We start from the raw sequence: 16,436 nt of genomic DNA on the forward strand, positions 1-16,436 counted from the left end.
CGAGCGCCCCTGCCCTTTCACGGGCAGGGGCGCTCGCGCGTTCGCGGACGCCGTCAGTACGGCGTCGGCCCGGTCGTGCACGGCAGCGGTGACCACAGCGGGCAGACCTCCGGGCCCTGCGGCGGCGGGGCGCCCGCCCCCCGGGCGACCGCCGGCAGCTCCCACCGCGCGGCGGCCTGCGGCGCCGACTCCACCACGACCGCCTCCACCCCCGGCGTCGGGCTGCACCACAGGCTGCGGACGACGTTCGGCGGCCCGCCCGGCAGCGCCGGCACACCCGGCACAACAGGCACGCCCGGCACGCCCGCGTTCGCCGTCGACAGGCACATCGCCGGCTCCGGCGGCTCCGGGGACCGGAACAGCGTCACCGGCCGGATCCCCACCAGCGTCGCCAGCGCCGCCCCGCCCACCGCCGCCGTCAGCAGCGCCGCCGCCCCCGTCCGGCTCGCCGTCCACAGCCGGTGCCGGGCCAGCAGCACCGGCACCGGCGGCCGGTGCGGCTGCGGGCAGCCCCGGACCGCCGCCCGGTGCAGCAGCCCGCTCAGGCCGTCCGCGAACCCCGGTGCCGCCGGATCCGGCCCCAGCAGCTCCGGCACCCACCGGGCCAGCGCCACCCGGGCCGCCCACACCCGCCCCTCGGCCGCCGCCAGCGTCGACTCCACCTCCACCGCGACCGCCGCCGCCGGCAGGCCCAGCCCGTCGTGCAGCACCAGCGCCCGGCGCTGCGGCCGGGACAGCCGCCGCAGCGCCTTCAGCAGCGCCCGGTCCCGGTCGGTCAGCCGGTCGTGATCGGGCAGCACCGCCTGCGACTCGTCCGCCGGCCGCACCCGGATCCGCCGGTGCGGCAGCTTCCAGGCGTGCATCCGCCGGGGCCCGCCCCGGTGCCACGGGGACAGCGCCAGCTCGCACGCCCGTACCCGCACCCACCCTTCCGGATCCCCCGTCGCGGCCACCTCCGCCCAGCCCCGGCGCGCGGCCCCGAACGCCAGCCGGACGCAGTGCGCCGCCCGGTGCCGGCAGGCGGTCAGCAGGAACATCTGCTGCACCAGCCGGGTGTGCGCCTGCTCGTACAGCTCCTCGAAGCTCCCGGCCGGCCCGGCCCGCTCGTCGTCGGCCGGCGTGGCCGCGTGGGCGGGCCGCCCGGTGCCGGCGGCCGGGTCGTCGGGTCGGGCCTGCGCCGCGGGCGGGGTGTCGCGGGTGCCAGGCGGTGTCATGGTGGCGGCGGGTGTGCTGATGCTCCCTCCCGGGGCGTTCGGGGCCGCCTGGGCGCTAGCGGCGTCGGTGGCGTGGGCGTGGGCGTGCGCGGGGTGGGTGGCCTGGCCGGGGTGCTCTCCTCCGGTGCCGAGGACGGGCGGGCGCGGCGGCGCGGGGTCGGGGGTACGGGGGGCGGCGGCAGGGTCCGCCTGGGCGTCGCCCGGCGCGTCGGGGCCGGGTGGTGTGGGGCCGGGTGGTGCGGGGTCGGGGCTCTTCGGGCGGGCGGTGGTGAGGGCGACGGCCTCGGCCTCGGTGGCCGCGCCGAGTTTGCGCATGGCCCGCTGGACGTAGCTGCGGGCGGTGGCCGGGGTGACGCCGAGGGCGGCGGCCGCCTGCGGGAGGTCGCGACCGGCGGCGAGGTGGGCGAGCACCTGGGCCTCACGGGGCGTCAGTTTCCCTAGGGGGCGCGCCGCGTCCTGGTCGGGGCGGGTGGCCCGGGGTTTGCGGGGGCGGTTCTCGGGGGTGGGGGAGTCGGCGCCGGCGGGGTGTTCGGCGGTGGGTGGCGTGGTCATCAGACGCTCCGGGCCGGTGCGCCGGCGGCTTGGGGATCGGGTCTGAAAATGCGCATAAGCCAATAATCTGGGACACGGCGGCGGTTTGCTGCTTCACGGGGCATGGCGAGTCGCCTTGGCACCATGAGGCGCATGACGCAGCTGATGGGCCGTCCGATCCTGGAACTGCCGGGCGAATTGGGCGGACGCCCGTTGCCGGCCGACCTGTTGGCGGGGGTGCGGACGGCACTGGTCGGCCTGGCGGTGGTCGGGGTGCCGGTGCTCGGACTCTGGGTGGCGACGCCGTACGCGGACAACGGGGCGACCGGCGCCACCCGGTTGGCGGGGGCGCTGTGGCTGCTCGGGCACGGCGCGCCGGTGCTGCGGGGGGACGCGGGCGCCCCGCTGACCGTCACCCCGCTGCTGCTGGGCGTGCTGGCGGTGGCTCAGCTGTACCGGGCCGCCGCCGCGGTGGCGTCGCGGAGCGGGCCCCGGCCGCGCTGGGGCGGCCCGGCGGCGGTCTGGGCGGGCTACTGCGCGGTCGCGGTGGCGGTGATGCTGCACTGCACGGGCGCCGGGCTGTTCCGGGCCAGGGTGCTGCCGGACGTCCTGGTGGTGGGGTTGCTGGCCGGGCTGGCGACGGCGGCGGGCGCGCGTTCGGCCCGGGCCGCCGGCCCCGACGCCCCGCCCCGCCGCCCGGCGTGGCCGCTGCTGGACCGGCTGCCCGCGCCGCTCCGACCGGCCGGCGGCGCGGCGGCGGTGCGCGGCTCGGTGCTGGCGGCCGGGGCGGGCCTGGTGGCGGCGGGCGGGGTGCTGGTGGCGGTGGCGGCGGCGCTGGACGCGGCGGTCGGGGGCGGGCACGGGATGGCGGTGCTCGGGCGCGGGCCGGCGGCCCTGGTCGGGCTGCTGCTGCTCGGGGTGGTGCTGCTGCCGAACGCGGTGCTCTGGGGGACGGCGTACGCCCTGGGCCCGGGGTTCGCGGTGGGTTCCGGGACGGTGGTGGCGCCGGGCGGCACCGTGCTGGGCCCCGTCCCGGAGTTCCCGATGTTCGCCCTGCTGCCGGCGGAGGGCCCGGGCGGCTGGCGGCTGGCGGCACTGCTGCTGCCGGTGCTGGCGGGGGTGGTGCCGGCGGTGCTGCTGGGCCGGGCGGCGGCCGGCCCGCGCGCAGCGGCCGAGGCGGGGTCCGGGACCGGCGACGGGGACGGCAACGGGGGCGGCGACGGACCGTGGCCGCTCGCGGTGACGGTGGTGGCGGTGCTGGTGGCGGCGCTGCTGACCGGCGTCGCGGTGGCGGCGGCGAGCTGGCTGGCGGGTGGCGCGCTGGCGGGCGGCCGGATGGCCCGGCTGGGGCCGGCGCCCTGGTGGACGGGACCGGCGGCGGCGGGCTGGTTCGCGCTGGTGGCCGTGCCGGGCGCGCTGCTGGTACGCCATCGGGCGCTGTGCCCCGCGACCGTCCCGGAGGTCGACGAAGGGGTCGACGGAGAGGTTGACGGGCAGGCCGCCGAGGAACTCGACGAGGAGGCCCTGCCCGCCGCCCGCGCCCGGTCGGCCGAGCGGCTGCGCCGGGGGGTGCTGCTGCTGCGGGCCCGCGGGTACGGCGCGGTGCTGCGCCTGGGCGGGCGGGGCCCCGGAAGTGACTAGGGCGTGTCCGGCAAGATCGGCCGGACCGGGCCTAGCCGGCGTTCCCGGTGAAGTCGACGTACCACTTGGGCGCGAACCGGTCGCAGTTGTCGGCGCCGACGGAGGTCAGCGAGTCCCGGACGCAGGTGACGTAGTCGTTGTAGTACATCCCGAGGCCGATCACCGAGGTCGCGACCACGACGGTCATCGCGCCGGTGAGGATTCCGGCGAGCGCGGCCGGGGTGAGCGGGTTCGGGGCGGCGGGCTGGCGGGCGGCGGTCTGGGGGGCGGCGCCGGTGACGGCGGCGGCCGGGGCGGGCTTGGGGGTCCGCAGCGCGCTGATGCCCCACACGATGCCGAGCGCGCCGACGAACAGGGCGGCCCAGTGGAAGCCGGCGAACAGGCAGACCAGCGCGAGCGGCCCGGCCAGTGCGGCGTTGCGGGCCCGGCGCTGGGCGGGGTCGGCGGGGTCGAGCTTGGGCGGCTGCGGGGCCGGTGGGGTGGGGCGGCCGTCCTCGGGCCGGCCGGGGCCCCAGGGGTGCGGCGGCGGGAGCTGCGGGCGTTCGCCGGCGCCCTGGCCGCCGGTGCCGTCCGGGCCCTCGCCGGGCCAGGGGTTGCGCGGCTGCCACGGCTGGTCCGGGGCATCCGCCGGCGGCGGCGCGAAGGGGTTGCGCTCGCCGGTGTCGTCACCGCTGCTCATGGTTCAGCCATTCCTTCTCGGTCGGGGCGGCGGTCTCCCGCCTTCCCTATGATCCCGCAGCCGTTCGCCGGTCCTCAGGCGGCCTGCCCGCTGCGGGGGTGCCGGGAGGGCCCGTGCCCGGGGCGACTCCGCTGTGCGGGCCGGAGGAGATCCCCGTCTCAACTACGCGCGTAGCGCCGCCGGGAGGGTGCGGAGGCCGTCCGACCAGCCGTTATCGTGGTGACGGTCAGCAGCTCGCAGAGGTTCCCGGGTGCCCGCGTCGCGGTGGGTTCTCCTGGTGTTCCCCCTCGCTCGACCTGCCGTTCGTAGTGGCCCCACCACCGGTGGACGTACCAGCGGGCGGCGCCCGACCTACGGAGAATCGCGCAGTGGCCGCCGCCCCCGCCCAGCTCTTCCCGCCCCGTACGCCCGGACCGGCCCGCCTGGTGGTGCTGGTCTCCGGTTCCGGTACCAATCTGCAGGCGCTGCTCGACGCCGCAGCCGATCCGGCGTACGGCGCCGAGATCCTCGCCGTGGGTGCGGACCGCGACGGCATCGCGGGCCTGGAGCGGGCCGAGAAGGCGGGCCTGCCGGTCTTCGTCCACCGGGTGAAGGACTTCGCCGACCGGGCCGACTGGGACCGCGCGCTGACCGCCGCCGTCGCCGCCCACGAGCCGGACCTGGTGGTCACGGCCGGGTTCATGAAGATCCTCGGCCCCGAGTTCATCGCGGCCTTCGCCGGGCGGATCGTCAACACCCATCCCGCACTGCTGCCCTCCTTCCCCGGCGCCCACGGCGTCACCGACGCGCTCGCGTACGGGGTGAGGGTCACCGGCTGCACCGTCCACCTGGTCGACGCCGGGGTGGACACCGGGCCGATCATCGCGCAGGGCGTCGTCGAGGTTGTCGACGCCGACCACGCCGATGGCGGCGAAGCGCTGCACGAGCGCATCAAGACTGTCGAGCGCAAGCTGCTCGTCGACGTCGTGGGCCGGCTGGCCCGCGAGGGCCACCGCATCGAGGACCGAAAGGTATGGATTCCGGCATGAGTGCCAGCTCCACCACGCCCCCCGTTTCGGAGAACATCCGTCCGATCCGTCGTGCGCTGATCAGCGTGTACGACAAGACCGGTCTGGAGGAGCTGGCCCAGGGCCTGCACGCCGCCGGGGTCGCCATCGTCTCCACCGGCTCCACCGCCGGCCGGATCGCCGCCGCCGGCGTCCCGGTGACCGAGGTCTCCGAGCTGACCGGCTTCCCGGAGTGCCTGGACGGGCGCGTGAAGACGCTGCACCCCCGCGTGCACGCCGGCGTGCTCGCCGACCTGCGGCTGGAGTCGCACCGCGCGCAGCTGGCCGAGCTGGGCGTCGAGCCCTTCGACCTGGTCGTGGTGAACCTCTACCCGTTCAAGGCCACCGTCGCCTCGGGCGCCACCCCGGACGAGTGCGTCGAGCAGATCGACATCGGCGGCCCGAGCATGGTCCGCGCCGCCGCCAAGAACCACCCGTCGGTGGCCGTGGTGGTCGACCCGGCCCGTTACGTCGACGTGCTGCGGGCCGCCCAGGAGGGCGGCTTCGACCTGGCCACCCGCAAGCGCCTGGCCGGTGCGGCGTTCGCGCACACCGCCGCGTACGACGTCGCGGTCGCCTCCTGGTTCGAGGCCGGCTACGCGCCGAGCGACGAGCGGTTCCCGGAGTTCCTGGGTGCCACCTGGGAGCGGCAGAACGTGCTGCGCTACGGCGAGAACCCGCACCAGGGCGCCGCGCTGTACAGCGACGGCAGCGGCGGCCTGGCCGGCGCGGAGCAGCTGCACGGCAAGGAGATGTCGTACAACAACTACGTCGACACCGACGCCGCCCGCCGCGCCGCGTACGACCACGCCGAGCCGGCCGTCGCGATCATCAAGCACGCCAACCCGTGCGGCATCGCGACCGGCGCGGACGTCGCCGAGGCGCACCGCAAGGCGCACGAGTGCGACCCGGTCTCGGCGTACGGCGGCGTGATCGCGGTCAACCGCCCGGTCACCGTCGAGCTGGCCGAGCAGATCGCCCCGATCTTCACCGAGGTCGTGGTGGCCCCCGGTTACGAGGACGGCGCCGTCGAGGTGCTGGCCCGGAAGAAGAACCTGCGGGTGCTGCTGGCCCCCGAGGCGCCGGCCAACCGCCAGGAGCTGCGCCCGGTCTCCGGCGGCGTGCTGCTCCAGGACGCCGACCGGGTGCAGGCCGAGGGCGACGACCCGGCGAACTGGCGGCTGGCCACCGGTGAGGCGCTGTCCGAGGCCGAGCTGGCCGAGCTGGCCTTCGCCTGGCGGGCCTGCCGGGCCGTCAAGTCCAACGCGATCCTGCTGGCCAAGGACGGCGCCTCGGTGGGCGTCGGCATGGGCCAGGTCAACCGGGTCGACTCCTGCAAGCTCGCGGTCGAGCGGGCCGGGGAGCGGGCCAAGGGCGCGTACGCGGCCTCGGACGCGTTCTTCCCGTTCGCGGACGGCCCTGCCATCCTGATCGCGGCCGGCGTCAAGGCGATCGTCCAGCCGGGCGGTTCGATCCGGGACGAGGAGGTCGTCGCGGCGGCCGCCGAGGCCGGGGTGACGATGTACTTCACCGGTGCGCGGCACTTCTTCCACTGATCGCGTTCCACCGCTCGCCCGGCGCACCGCCCGGGTGACGGCATGACAGAGCGGCCCGGCTCCTCCGGAAGGGGAGCCGGGCCGCTCGTCGTCCGATCGGCTCGGACCGGGCCGGTCAGTGGTGCGGCCGGTCAGTAGCGCGGCCGGGCGAACCAGGCGACGCCGTCCTTGACGCTCATCCCGACGATCATCGTGATCGAGACCGCGAGCCACATCAGCGTGAAGACGATGCCGACCGGGTTGGCGTTGTTGGCGAACGAGCCGGCCAGCCCCAGCAGGCCGAGCAGCGCGCCGAACGAGCCGTACACCAGGGTGGTGATGCGGACCGCGGGCCCGCCCTTGCCGAACTTCACGCCCAGCGTGATGGAGAAGGCCGCGAACAGCGCGCACACGATGCCGACGACCACCAGCACGCCGGCCGCCGCGTTGCCGAAGCCGTTGAACGGGTCGCTCCCGTCGATCTGCTGGGCCCGGTTGGTGACCTCCTTGGCCGCCGCGGCGGCTATCAGGTAGATGCCGCCACCGATGATCTGCACGGCGCCGATGATGAACAGCAGCACCCGGGTGGTGACCACCAGGCCCGGCATGTTCTGCGGGACGGCCGGCGGGTAGCCGTAGCCCGGTCCGCCGTAGCCCGGCGCGGGCGGCGGGTAGCCGTACCCGGCCGGCGGGGCCTGCTGGGGGTAGCCGTAGCCGGGAGCCTGCGGCGGCTGGCCGTACGGGTTGTTCGGGTTGTTCGGGTCGGGCGGGTAACTCATCGATGCCTCCGGGCAGTTGCGGGGACGTGGGGACGGGACGGAGGGCCCGGTTCCGGTTGGCGAGTCGGGTCGCCGGTGGAACGGGACGCTAACGGAGGGGAGTGACAGCCCGGAGCGGATCCGGGCGCGGCCGGCTCAGGCGCGCGGTGAGAGCGCTGAGAGCGGTGAGAGCAGTGCGAGCGGAGTCGTCGACGGGCCCGCTGCGGGCAGGACGGCGCCGCAGTGGTCGGGCGGCTCGGTCTGAAGTGGTCGGCTCACGTGCTCTTTCCCCCGGGTACGCCCCCGCCGGGTGTCCGTCGGCCCGTCACCGGGCCGGGTCGCGGCAGGGAATGCCCGCATATCGTCAACCGGACGGCGGGGCCGTGTCCAGCCGGTTCCGCGCGCCGGACCGAGACTGTGGCGCAACCGCAACGTGGTCCGGGCCTTCCGTACCCGTCCGAACCCGTCCGACCGCAGGACGGGAGGACGGCGGGGGCCGGCGGGAGGACGGCGGGAGTTCGAAGACGGGCCCTGGTGCGGCGGCTTGCCGGGATCCGGGAGAATGGGGTCATGACTGCCCAGATTCTCGATGGCAAGGCCACCGCCGCCGCGATCAAGTCCGAACTCGCCGCCCGCGTGGCGGTCCTCAAGGCGAAGGGCGTCACGCCCGGCCTCGGCACCGTCCTGGTCGGCGACGACCCGGGCAGCCGCTGGTACGTCAACGGGAAGCACAAGGACTGCGCCGAGGTCGGCATCGCCTCGATCCAGCGCGAGCTGCCCGCGACCGCCACCCAGGAGGACGTCGAGAACGTCGTCCGCGAGCTCAACGCCGACCCCTCCTGCACCGGCTACATCGTCCAGCTGCCGCTGCCCAAGGGCCTGGACCAGAACCCGGTCCTGGAGCTGATGGACCCGGACAAGGACGCCGACGGCCTGCACCCGACCTCGCTCGGCCGGCTCGCCCTGGGCATCGAGGGGCCGCTGCCGTGCACCCCGCTGGGCATCGTCGAGCTGCTGCGCCGGCACGACGTCGAGATCAACGGCGCCGAGGTGGTCGTGGTCGGCCGCGGCGTCACCGTCGGCCGCTCGATCGGCCTGCTGCTGACCCGCCGCAGCGAGAACGCCACCGTGACCCTGTGCCACACCGGCACCCGGGACCTCGGCTACCACCTGCGCAAGGCCGACATCATCGTGGCCGCCGCGGGCGTGCCGCACCTGGTCAAGCCGGAGGACGTCAAGCCGGGCGCGGCGGTGCTGGACGTGGGCGTCAGCCGCAGCGAGGGCAAGATCGTCGGCGACGTGCACCCGGGCGTGGCCGAGGTGGCCGCCTGGATCTCCCCGAACCCCGGCGGCGTGGGCCCGATGACCCGCGCGATGCTGCTTAACAACATCGTCGTGGCGGCCGAGCGCCGCGCCGGCGTCTGACCCCGCGACCGACACCACCACGAGGGACGGCGAGCATGACGGAACCGCGACCGGCGCGGACCCCGCGCAGGCCGGTCAAGACCACCGGCACCCTGCCGCCCGAGGGCGCGGCCGCAGCCCTCGGACGCGACCACACCCTGCCGGTCCGGCAGTGGCCGATAACGCTGGTCCTGCTGGTGGTCGGGGCCGGCCTCGCGGTCACCTGGTTCGCCGACTTCAAGGACGGCTTCAAGTACGGGCTGCTGATCCTCGGCTGCGGGGTGCTGCTCGGGGCCGTCCTGCGGCTGGTGCTGCCCGAGGTCGGGATGCTGGCGGTGCGCAGCCGCTTCACCGACGTGATCGTGCTGACCTTCCTGGGAGCGTCGATCGTGCTGCTGACCCTGGTGGCGCAGCCGAACCCGTGGCTGGAGATCCCGTTGCTCGACAACATCGGCAAGTTGATCGGCCGGCCCAAGCACTGACGCCGGGGTGACCGTGACGGCCCCCGCCCTGCGAGCCAGGGCGGGGGCCGCCGTCCGTTGTGACGCATCAGCCAGGCCCGCACCCGCGGCGTACGCTTCCCTTTGCGATAACCTGACGCCGGTCTCTCGATGTCGAGAGACCATCCTCGGCTCCAGCGCGCCGGTGTGCCTGGGGCACCTGGCGATCTGCTGGAGAAGGTAGAAATGACCCGCACCCCCGTCAACGTCACCATCACCGGAGCGGCCGGCCAGATCGGCTACGCGCTGCTCTTCCGCATCGCCTCGGGCCACCTGCTCGGTGCCGACGTCCCGGTGAACCTGCGCCTCCTGGAGATCCCGCAGGGCCTCAAGGCCGCCGAGGGCACCGCCATGGAGCTCGTCGACTGCGCGTTCCCGCTGCTGCGTGACATCACGATCACCGCCAACCCGAACGAGGCCTTCGACGGCGCCAACGTCGCGCTGCTGGTCGGCGCCCGTCCGCGCACCGCCGGCATGGAGCGCGGCGACCTGCTGCAGGCCAACGGCGGCATCTTCGGCCCGCAGGGCAAGGCCATCAACGACCACGCCGCGGACGACATCAAGGTCCTGGTCGTCGGCAACCCGGCCAACACCAACGCCCTGATCGCCCAGCGCAACGCCCCGGACGTCCCGGCCGAGCGCTTCACCGCGATGACCCGCCTGGACCACAACCGCGCGGTCGGCCAGCTCTCCGTCAAGACCGGTGCGCCCGTCTCCGACATCAAGCGCGTCACCATCTGGGGCAACCACTCCGCCACCCAGTACCCGGACATCTTCCAGGCCGAGATCGCCGGCAAGCCGGCCTTCGAGGCCATCGGCAGCGATCAGGCCTGGCTGGACGAGACCTTCATCCCGACCGTCGCCAAGCGCGGCGCGGCCATCATCGAGGCCCGTGGCGCCTCCTCGGCCGCCTCGGCCGCCAACGCCGCCATCGACCACGTGTACACCTGGGTCAACGGCACCGCCGAGGGCGACTGGACCTCCATGGGCGTCGTCTCGGACGGCTCCTACGGCGTCCCGCAGGGCCTGATCTCCTCCTTCCCGGTCACCACCAAGGCCGGCAAGTTCGAGATCGTCCAGGGCCTGGAGATCTCCGACTTCTCGCGCGCCCGCATCGACGCCTCGGTCAAGGAGCTGACCGAGGAGCGCGACGCGGTCCAGGAGCTGGGCCTCATCTGAGCCCCGCAGCACAGCTTTTCCCGACGGCCCGCCGTCTCCTTCCCGGAGGCGGCGGGCCGCCGTGTGACCGGCCGCCGCCCCTTCTTCCACTCCCCGGGCGCCGGCCGGTCCTACACTGACCCGCTGTGAACGAAACCCTCGGGGACGCTCTGCTCGTCCTCGTCTTCATCCTGCTGGGCGGGCTGTTCAACGTCGCCGAGATCTCGCTGATCTCGCTGCGCGAGGGCCAGATCCGGACGCTGGAGGCGCTCGGCACCCGGCGGTCCGCCCGGGCCGCGCACCTGGCCGCCGACCCCAACCGCTTCCTGGCCGCCGTCCAGGTCGGCGTGACCTGCATGGGCTTCCTGTCCGCCGCCTTCGGCGCGGACACCCTGGCCGGCAAGGTCGCCCCGCTGTTCGTCCGGGCCGGGCTCACCGAGGGCGTCGCCGACGCGATCGCCCTGGTCGGCCTCACCCTGGTGATCAGCTACGTCTCGCTGGTGCTCGGCGAACTCACCCCCAAGCGGATCGGCCTGCAGCGGGCCGAGTCGATCGCGGTGATCGCGGCCCCGGTGGTGGACGTGATGTCGGTGGCGCTGCGCCCGGTGATCTGGCTGCTCGGCCACTCCACCAACCTGATGGTCCGCCTGCTGGGCGGCGACCCGGCCGCCGGCCGTGGCTCGATGAGCTCCGAGGAGCTGCGCGGCCTGGTTGCCGCCAACACCGAACTCGGAAGCGACGAACGGGCGTTGATCGCGGACGTGTTCTCCGCCGGGGAGCGGCAGCTGCGCGAGGTGATGGTCCCGCGCACCGAGGTGACCTTCCTGGACGCCGAGCGCCCGCTGGCCGCCGTCCGGCACCAGGCGGACACCTCGCCGCACTCGCGCTACCCGGTGGTCGAGGGCAGCGCCGACGCCGTGGTCGGCTTCGTGCACGTCCGCGACCTGTACGGCGCGCGCGGCGAGCAGGCCGCCAAGGTCCGCGACCTGGCCCGCCCGGTGAAGCTGCTGCCCGGCACCAAGCGGGTGCTGGAGGCGATGGGCGAGATGCGCCGCGAGGGCCACCACCTGGCCATCGTGGTGGACGAGTACGGCGGCACCGCCGGGATCGTCACCCTGGAGGACCTGGTCGAGGAGGTGATCGGCGAGATCCGGGACGAGTACGACCGGCCGGAGACGGCCGCGACCCGCCGGCTGGTCGGCGGCGGCATGGAGCTGGACGGCCTGCTCAACCTCGGCGACTTCACCGAGGAGACCGGCGCCACCCTGCCCGAGGGCCCGTACGAGACGGTGGCGGGCTGCCTGGTCGCCTCGCTCGGCCGGCTGCCCCGGGAGGGCGACCAGGTGCGCGTCCCGGTCGAGGGCGGTGGAGGGGTGCTGCTGACGGTGGCCAAGTTGGAGGGCCGGCGGATCGCCAGGGTGAGGGTGAGTGCGGTCACACTGGCGGAACCTCCTGGGGCGGACGTTTCCTGAGCGCCCGGTGGAACTGGAACAATGGCCCGCATGGTCAACGCAGCGGTCACTGGTCCGGTCAAGGACCGTCCCCGGGTTCTCTCCGGCATCCAGCCCACCTCCGGCTCGTTCCACCTCGGCAACTACCTGGGCGCGGTGCGCCAGTGGGTGGACCTGCAGAAGGAGAACGACGCCTTCTACATGGTCGTCGACCTGCACGCGATCACCGTCTCGCAGGACCCGAAGGAACTGCGCGAGAACACCCGGGTCTCCGCCGCACAGCTGCTCGGCGCCGGCCTGGACCCGGAGCACTGCACCCTGTTCGTCCAGTCGCACGTGCCCGAGCACGCGCAGCTCGCCTGGGTGATGAACTGCCTCACCGGCTTCGGCGAGGCCTCCCGGATGACCCAGTTCAAGGACAAGTCCGTCCGGCACGGCGCGGACAGCACCACGGTCGGCCTGTTCACCTACCCGGTGCTCATGGTCGCGGACGTCCTGCTCTACCAGGCGGACGCCGTCCCGGTCGGCGAGGACCAGCGCCAGCACCTGGAGCTCACCCGCGACCTCGCCGACCGCTTCAACACCCGCTACAGCCCGACCTTCACGGTGCCGAAGCCGTACATCCTCAAGGAGACGGCGAAGATCCAGGACCTCCAGGACCCGGGCGCCAAGATGAGCAAGTCCGCCTCCTCGGACAAGGGCCTGGTCAACCTGCTGGACGAGGCGAAGGTCAGCGCCAAGAAGTTCAAGAGCGCCGTCACCGACACCGGCACCGTCGTCTCCTACGACGAGGACGGGAAGCCCGGCGTCTCCAACCTGCTGCGCATCCACTCCGCGCTCAGCGGCCAGTCGATCGACCAGCTGGTCGCGCACTTCGAGGGCAAGATGTACGGCGCCCTGAAGACCGAGCTGGCCGAGCTGTTCACCGAGTGGGTCACTCCCTTCCAGGAGCGCACCCGCACGTTCCTGGACGACCCGGCCGAGCTGGACAGGGTGCTGGCGATCGGCGCCGAGAAGGCCCGCGAGGTGGCCGCGCAGACGCTGGAGACGGTGTACGACCGGGTCGGCTTCCTCCCGGCCGCCAAGCGGTGACTCCCCTCACACACCTGCCCGATGGTGACGGTCTCCCCGAGGCCGTCACCATCGGCGTGTCCGTGAGCGTTCCGGATCCGTACGGTGCGCGGATCCAGGACGCCCGGGCCGGGCACGGCGATCCGCTGGCCCGGTCGATACCGACACACGTCACCCTGCTGCCGCCGACCGAGGTGCCCGCCGAGGCGCTGCCGAAGATCGAGGAGCACCTGGCGGCGGTGGCGGCCGCGCACCGGCCGTTCCGGATGCTGCTGCGCGGCGCCGGCACCTTCCGCCCGGTCTCCCCGGTGGTGTTCGTCCGGGTCGAGGAGGGCGCGCAGGAGTGCCGGCTGCTGGAGGCGGACGTCCGCTCCGGCCCGCTGGCCCGCGAGCTGGCGTTCCCGTACCACCCGCACGTGACGGTCGCGCACGGCCTGCCGGACGACGCGCTGGACCAGGCGTACGCGCAGGCGCGCGGCTTCCGGGCGGCCTTCCCGGTGCCGGGCTTCGGCCTCTCCCGCTTCGACGCGGACGAGGTCTGGCGGCCCTGGCGGAGCTACCTGTTCTCCTGAACTACCGCCCTGATCTTCAACTACCGTACTGACCTTCCGAGTTCGAGCATCCGGTCGACCACCCGGCGGGACGCGCCGCCGTCGTCCAGGACGCAGTGCTCGGCCCGGAAGCGCCGGTGGCGCTCCGCGTACCCGGGCGGCAGGGCCGCGCCGGTGTCGGCGAGTTCGCGCAGCGCGCCGAGCAGTCCGGCCGAGGTGGGGACGAGCGGGCCGGGGGCCTGCGGCTCGAAGTCGAAGTAGAAGCCGCGCAGGGTGTCGCGGTAGTGCTCCAGGTCGTAGGTGAAGAAGAGCACCGGGCGGCCGGTGACGGCGAAGTCGAACATGATCGACGAGTAGTCGGTCACCAGGACGTCCGCGACCAGCAGCAGTTCCTGCGGGTCGGGATAGTCCCCGCAGTCGTACAGGAAGCCGTCCCCGGCGCCCGGCAGCGGCTCGCGGACGTGCGCGTGCGGGCGGATCAGCAGCACGTGGTCCCGGCCGAGCAGGCGCCGGGCGTGGTCGAGGTCCAGCCGCAGGCCGAGCCGGAAGCCGTCGCCGTCACCGCGCTGCTGGTCCTCGCGCCAGGTCGGCGCGTACAGCACGATCCGCTTGCCGTCCGGGATGCCGAGCCGACGGCGGACGGCCGCTGCGGCGGCCTCGTCGGGGCGGGCGAGCACGTCGTTGCGCGGGTAGCCGGCCTCCAGGATCTCGCCGTCGTAGCGGAACGCGCGGCGCAGGATCGGGGTGGCGAACGGGCTGGGGGAGAGCAGCAGGCTCCACTGCGGGGTCTCCCGGTCGAGCGCCTCCAGGTAGCCGTGGTCGGCCAGCCAGGGGTTGTCGACGTCGTGGGCGATCCGCTTCAGCAGCGAGCCGTGCCAGGTCTGGAGCACCACCTGGCCGGGGCGGCGCTCCAGGAAGTCCGGGAAGTGCGTGTTGCCGACCAGGTACCGGCAGGTGGCCAGCGCGCGGTACCACTCCGGGCTCCAGATCCGGACGGCCCGGACCCCGGGCGGCAGTTCGGCCTGGGCGTCGTCGACCACCCAGAGGTGCTCCAACGGCGCGCCGCGGCGGGCCAGTTCGGCGTGCACCGCGCGCGGCGAGTCGGCGTAGCCGCGGCCGCCGAACACGTCGTACAGCACGGCCTCGCGCAGCGGTTCGCGGCGGGCGGCGGGGTAGTGGACGGCGCGCTGGCGGCTCTGCGTCCAGGCGCTGCGCTCGGTGGGGGTGAGCACCGGGGTGGAGTCCACCAGCAGGGTGTCGTGCCAGCGGCGCTGGAGCAGGATCCGCTTGCCGCCGGCCGTGGTGGCGGCGGGCAGCGTGGGAAGGGCGGCGGGTGCGGCGAGCAGCGGGCGGCTCGGGCCGGGCCGCCCGGCGGGCGTCAGCGCGGCCTCCCAGATGCCTTTGCGCAGGGGCAGCGCGGTGCCGTCGGCGCCGGTGCGGGTGGCGGGCAGCAGGACCTTGAAGCGGCCGTCCTGGTCGGCCTCGACGGGGGAGCGGACCTCGCTCGCGGTGCCGGTGTGCCGCAGGACGAGTTCCAGCCGGTCCGCGGCGCGGTCCGGGCAGCGGCCGGTGAGCTCGAAGCCGCCGGCCCGGACGGCGATCCGCTCGACCAGGCCGGCCGCGGGCTGGACGCACAGTTGGAGCCGGCCGTCGGCGAGGTGCTTGAGGTAGAGGGCGCGGTCCGGGGTGTCGGGCAGCCGGTGCTGGCCGGCGACCGGGCCGCCGCGCTCGTCCGGGCAGAGCTGCTCGGTGCTGCCGTCGGGGTGCAGGAACTCGGTGTCCCAGTGCTCCAGTTCGCCGCTGCCCCGGCCGTCGGCGGTGAACGGCCGGTACGGCAGGTGGACGGCGAAGGTGTTGCCGGTGCGGGCGACCGGCCGTTCGATCACGGCGTCGCTCTGCCGGTGGCGCAGCCGCAGCACGGTGCCGGTCGGGCAGGAGTCCGCGCTGCCGCGCAGGTCGAGGCCGTCGGCGGTGGGGGTGGCGTGGGTGAGCCGGATGCCGGGGCGTTCGAGCAGCAGCCGCAGTCGCCCGTCGGCGAAGTACGGCTGGAGGCGGACGTCGTGGTCCACCCAGTGGGCCGGCGGGTACTCGCCGGAGCCGCACCAGTGCGGGGCGAGGGCGCCGTACCGGCGGCGCAGCCGGGTGGGGCGCGGGCGGGTGAACAGGGTGGTCTCGATCTGCCAGTCGCCGAGCAGCCAGTCGGTGCCGTGGCGCAGCCGGCCGGGCTCGATCAGGGCGGTGAAGCCGGACCAGTCGTGGTTGAACTCGGGCTGGGCGCTGTCGTCGGTGACTTCGGGCAGCCGGCGGGGCCGGGAGCGCAGGTGGACGGGCGGCCGGGTCCCGTCGGTGTGGCGCAGGGTCAGCCAGGTCCAGGCGGAGCCGGGGCGGCCGGTGTCGAGGTCGTCCGGGCGGGCGAAGCCGGTGAGTTCCAGGCCGCGGCCGGTCCAGCGGGCGCGCAGCAGGCCGAAGGTGACGTCCTCGTCGGCGGCGGGCTGGTCGGTGCTCACACGGGGGTCGGCGTGCGGAAGGACGAACCGTGTGAGCGCAGGCATGGCGGGGGTCCTTCGGGACGGGGGCCGGGCCATGGGCGGTGGACCGGGGCCGCCGGACCGATGCCGAGAGGAAACCGGGGCCGAATTCATATCCCATACCGGAACGCCGTCCGGGTCAACAGTGCGAACCGGGGAATTTCCCGTGAAATTCGCTGACAAACACTAGTTCGAGTGCAATGTACAGGCAAAGACCAGGGATATTGTCAGGGAATTCCCAGGAAAGCGCAGAGGCGGGGGGCGCGGGGGGGGGGCGCGCCCGTCCTCCCCCGGCGCCGCGCCGAGGGCGGCCGACCCGCCCGCCCGCAGAGCTAAGAACAAAAACATCCCCAAGAACCACAACAACAA

General features: G+C 74.5%; 14 protein-coding genes. 9 read left to right on the plus strand and 5 right to left on the minus strand.

All coding sequences use genetic code 11. The annotated features are described in order from the left end of the window. Positions 1–53 precede the first annotated feature (53 nt). Positions 54–1,766: a LuxR C-terminal-related transcriptional regulator gene (locus ACFV6D_RS07500; protein WP_380558836.1), complete on the minus strand. Its 1,713-nt coding sequence runs from the start codon at positions 1,764–1,766 to the stop codon at positions 54–56. A 132-nt stretch (positions 1,767–1,898) separates the two neighbouring features. Between ACFV6D_RS07500 and ACFV6D_RS07505 the strand changes: the two genes are divergently transcribed. Continuing rightward, entirely contained in the window at positions 1,899–3,386 is a 1,488-nt protein-coding gene (locus ACFV6D_RS07505; protein ID WP_380558839.1) for a DUF6350 family protein, read from the plus strand. A gap of 31 nt (positions 3,387–3,417) precedes the next feature. Here the strand turns inward: ACFV6D_RS07505 and ACFV6D_RS07510 are convergent, their stop codons facing one another. Further along, complete coding sequence (locus ACFV6D_RS07510) at positions 3,418–4,065, minus strand: hypothetical protein (RefSeq protein ID WP_063349025.1); 648 nt, start codon at positions 4,063–4,065, stop codon at positions 3,418–3,420. Positions 4,066–4,433: 368 nt separating this feature from the next. On the opposite strand from ACFV6D_RS07510, the gene purN reads away from it, so the two are divergent. Further along, positions 4,434–5,093 (plus strand): phosphoribosylglycinamide formyltransferase, encoded by a 660-nt coding sequence (gene purN / locus ACFV6D_RS07515; protein WP_371518479.1) that lies wholly within the window; start codon positions 4,434–4,436, stop codon positions 5,091–5,093. After that, positions 5,090–6,667, plus strand: coding sequence for a bifunctional phosphoribosylaminoimidazolecarboxamide formyltransferase/IMP cyclohydrolase (gene purH / locus ACFV6D_RS07520; protein ID WP_063349027.1), 1,578 nt, complete (start codon positions 5,090–5,092; stop codon positions 6,665–6,667). The genes purN and purH overlap by 4 nt, the downstream gene beginning before the upstream one ends. 131 nt (positions 6,668–6,798) lie before the next feature. Here the strand turns inward: purH and ACFV6D_RS07525 are convergent, their stop codons facing one another. Then, positions 6,799–7,425, minus strand: a complete 627-nt coding sequence (locus tag ACFV6D_RS07525; RefSeq protein WP_063349028.1) for a hypothetical protein — start codon at positions 7,423–7,425, stop codon at positions 6,799–6,801. A 135-nt stretch (positions 7,426–7,560) separates the two neighbouring features. Next, positions 7,561–7,683, minus strand: a complete 123-nt coding sequence (locus tag ACFV6D_RS07530; protein WP_363369236.1) for a hypothetical protein — start codon at positions 7,681–7,683, stop codon at positions 7,561–7,563. Between the two features lie 291 nt (positions 7,684–7,974). Here ACFV6D_RS07530 and ACFV6D_RS07535 point away from each other — a divergent pair, with 291 nt between their 5' ends. The 6 genes from ACFV6D_RS07535 (at position 7,975) to ACFV6D_RS07560 (ending at position 13,560) form a co-directional block, all read left to right on the plus strand. Then, positions 7,975–8,829, plus strand: coding sequence for a bifunctional methylenetetrahydrofolate dehydrogenase/methenyltetrahydrofolate cyclohydrolase (locus ACFV6D_RS07535; RefSeq protein ID WP_063349029.1), 855 nt, complete (start codon positions 7,975–7,977; stop codon positions 8,827–8,829). A 35-nt stretch (positions 8,830–8,864) separates the two neighbouring features. Beyond that, a complete protein-coding gene (locus tag ACFV6D_RS07540; protein WP_063349030.1) occupies positions 8,865–9,290 on the plus strand; it encodes a DUF3017 domain-containing protein in 426 nt (141 codons plus the stop codon). A gap of 204 nt (positions 9,291–9,494) precedes the next feature. Then, positions 9,495–10,487, plus strand: coding sequence for a malate dehydrogenase (locus ACFV6D_RS07545; RefSeq protein ID WP_063349031.1), 993 nt, complete (start codon positions 9,495–9,497; stop codon positions 10,485–10,487). A 125-nt stretch (positions 10,488–10,612) separates the two neighbouring features. Next, positions 10,613–11,938 carry a hemolysin family protein gene (locus ACFV6D_RS07550; RefSeq protein WP_063349032.1) on the plus strand — a complete coding sequence of 442 codons (1,326 nt, stop codon included), beginning with the start codon at positions 10,613–10,615 and terminating at the stop codon, positions 11,936–11,938. A 30-nt stretch (positions 11,939–11,968) separates the two neighbouring features. Then, on the plus strand, positions 11,969–13,009 hold the full coding sequence (gene trpS / locus ACFV6D_RS07555; RefSeq protein ID WP_063351340.1) for a tryptophan--tRNA ligase: 1,041 nt from the start codon (positions 11,969–11,971) through the stop codon (positions 13,007–13,009). 62 nt (positions 13,010–13,071) lie between these two features. Continuing rightward, positions 13,072–13,560 carry a 2'-5' RNA ligase family protein gene (locus tag ACFV6D_RS07560; protein WP_363369230.1) on the plus strand — a complete coding sequence of 163 codons (489 nt, stop codon included), beginning with the start codon at positions 13,072–13,074 and terminating at the stop codon, positions 13,558–13,560. A gap of 20 nt (positions 13,561–13,580) precedes the next feature. Here the strand turns inward: ACFV6D_RS07560 and ACFV6D_RS07565 are convergent, their stop codons facing one another. Next, positions 13,581–16,091 (minus strand): CDP-glycerol glycerophosphotransferase family protein, encoded by a 2,511-nt coding sequence (locus tag ACFV6D_RS07565; RefSeq protein WP_380558842.1) that lies wholly within the window; start codon positions 16,089–16,091, stop codon positions 13,581–13,583. Between the last annotated feature and the right edge of the window lie 345 nt (positions 16,092–16,436).

The sequence above is a fragment of the Kitasatospora sp. NPDC059812 genome (assembly GCF_042732075.1).
Taxonomy (GTDB): Bacteria; Actinomycetota; Actinomycetes; order Streptomycetales; family Streptomycetaceae; genus Kitasatospora.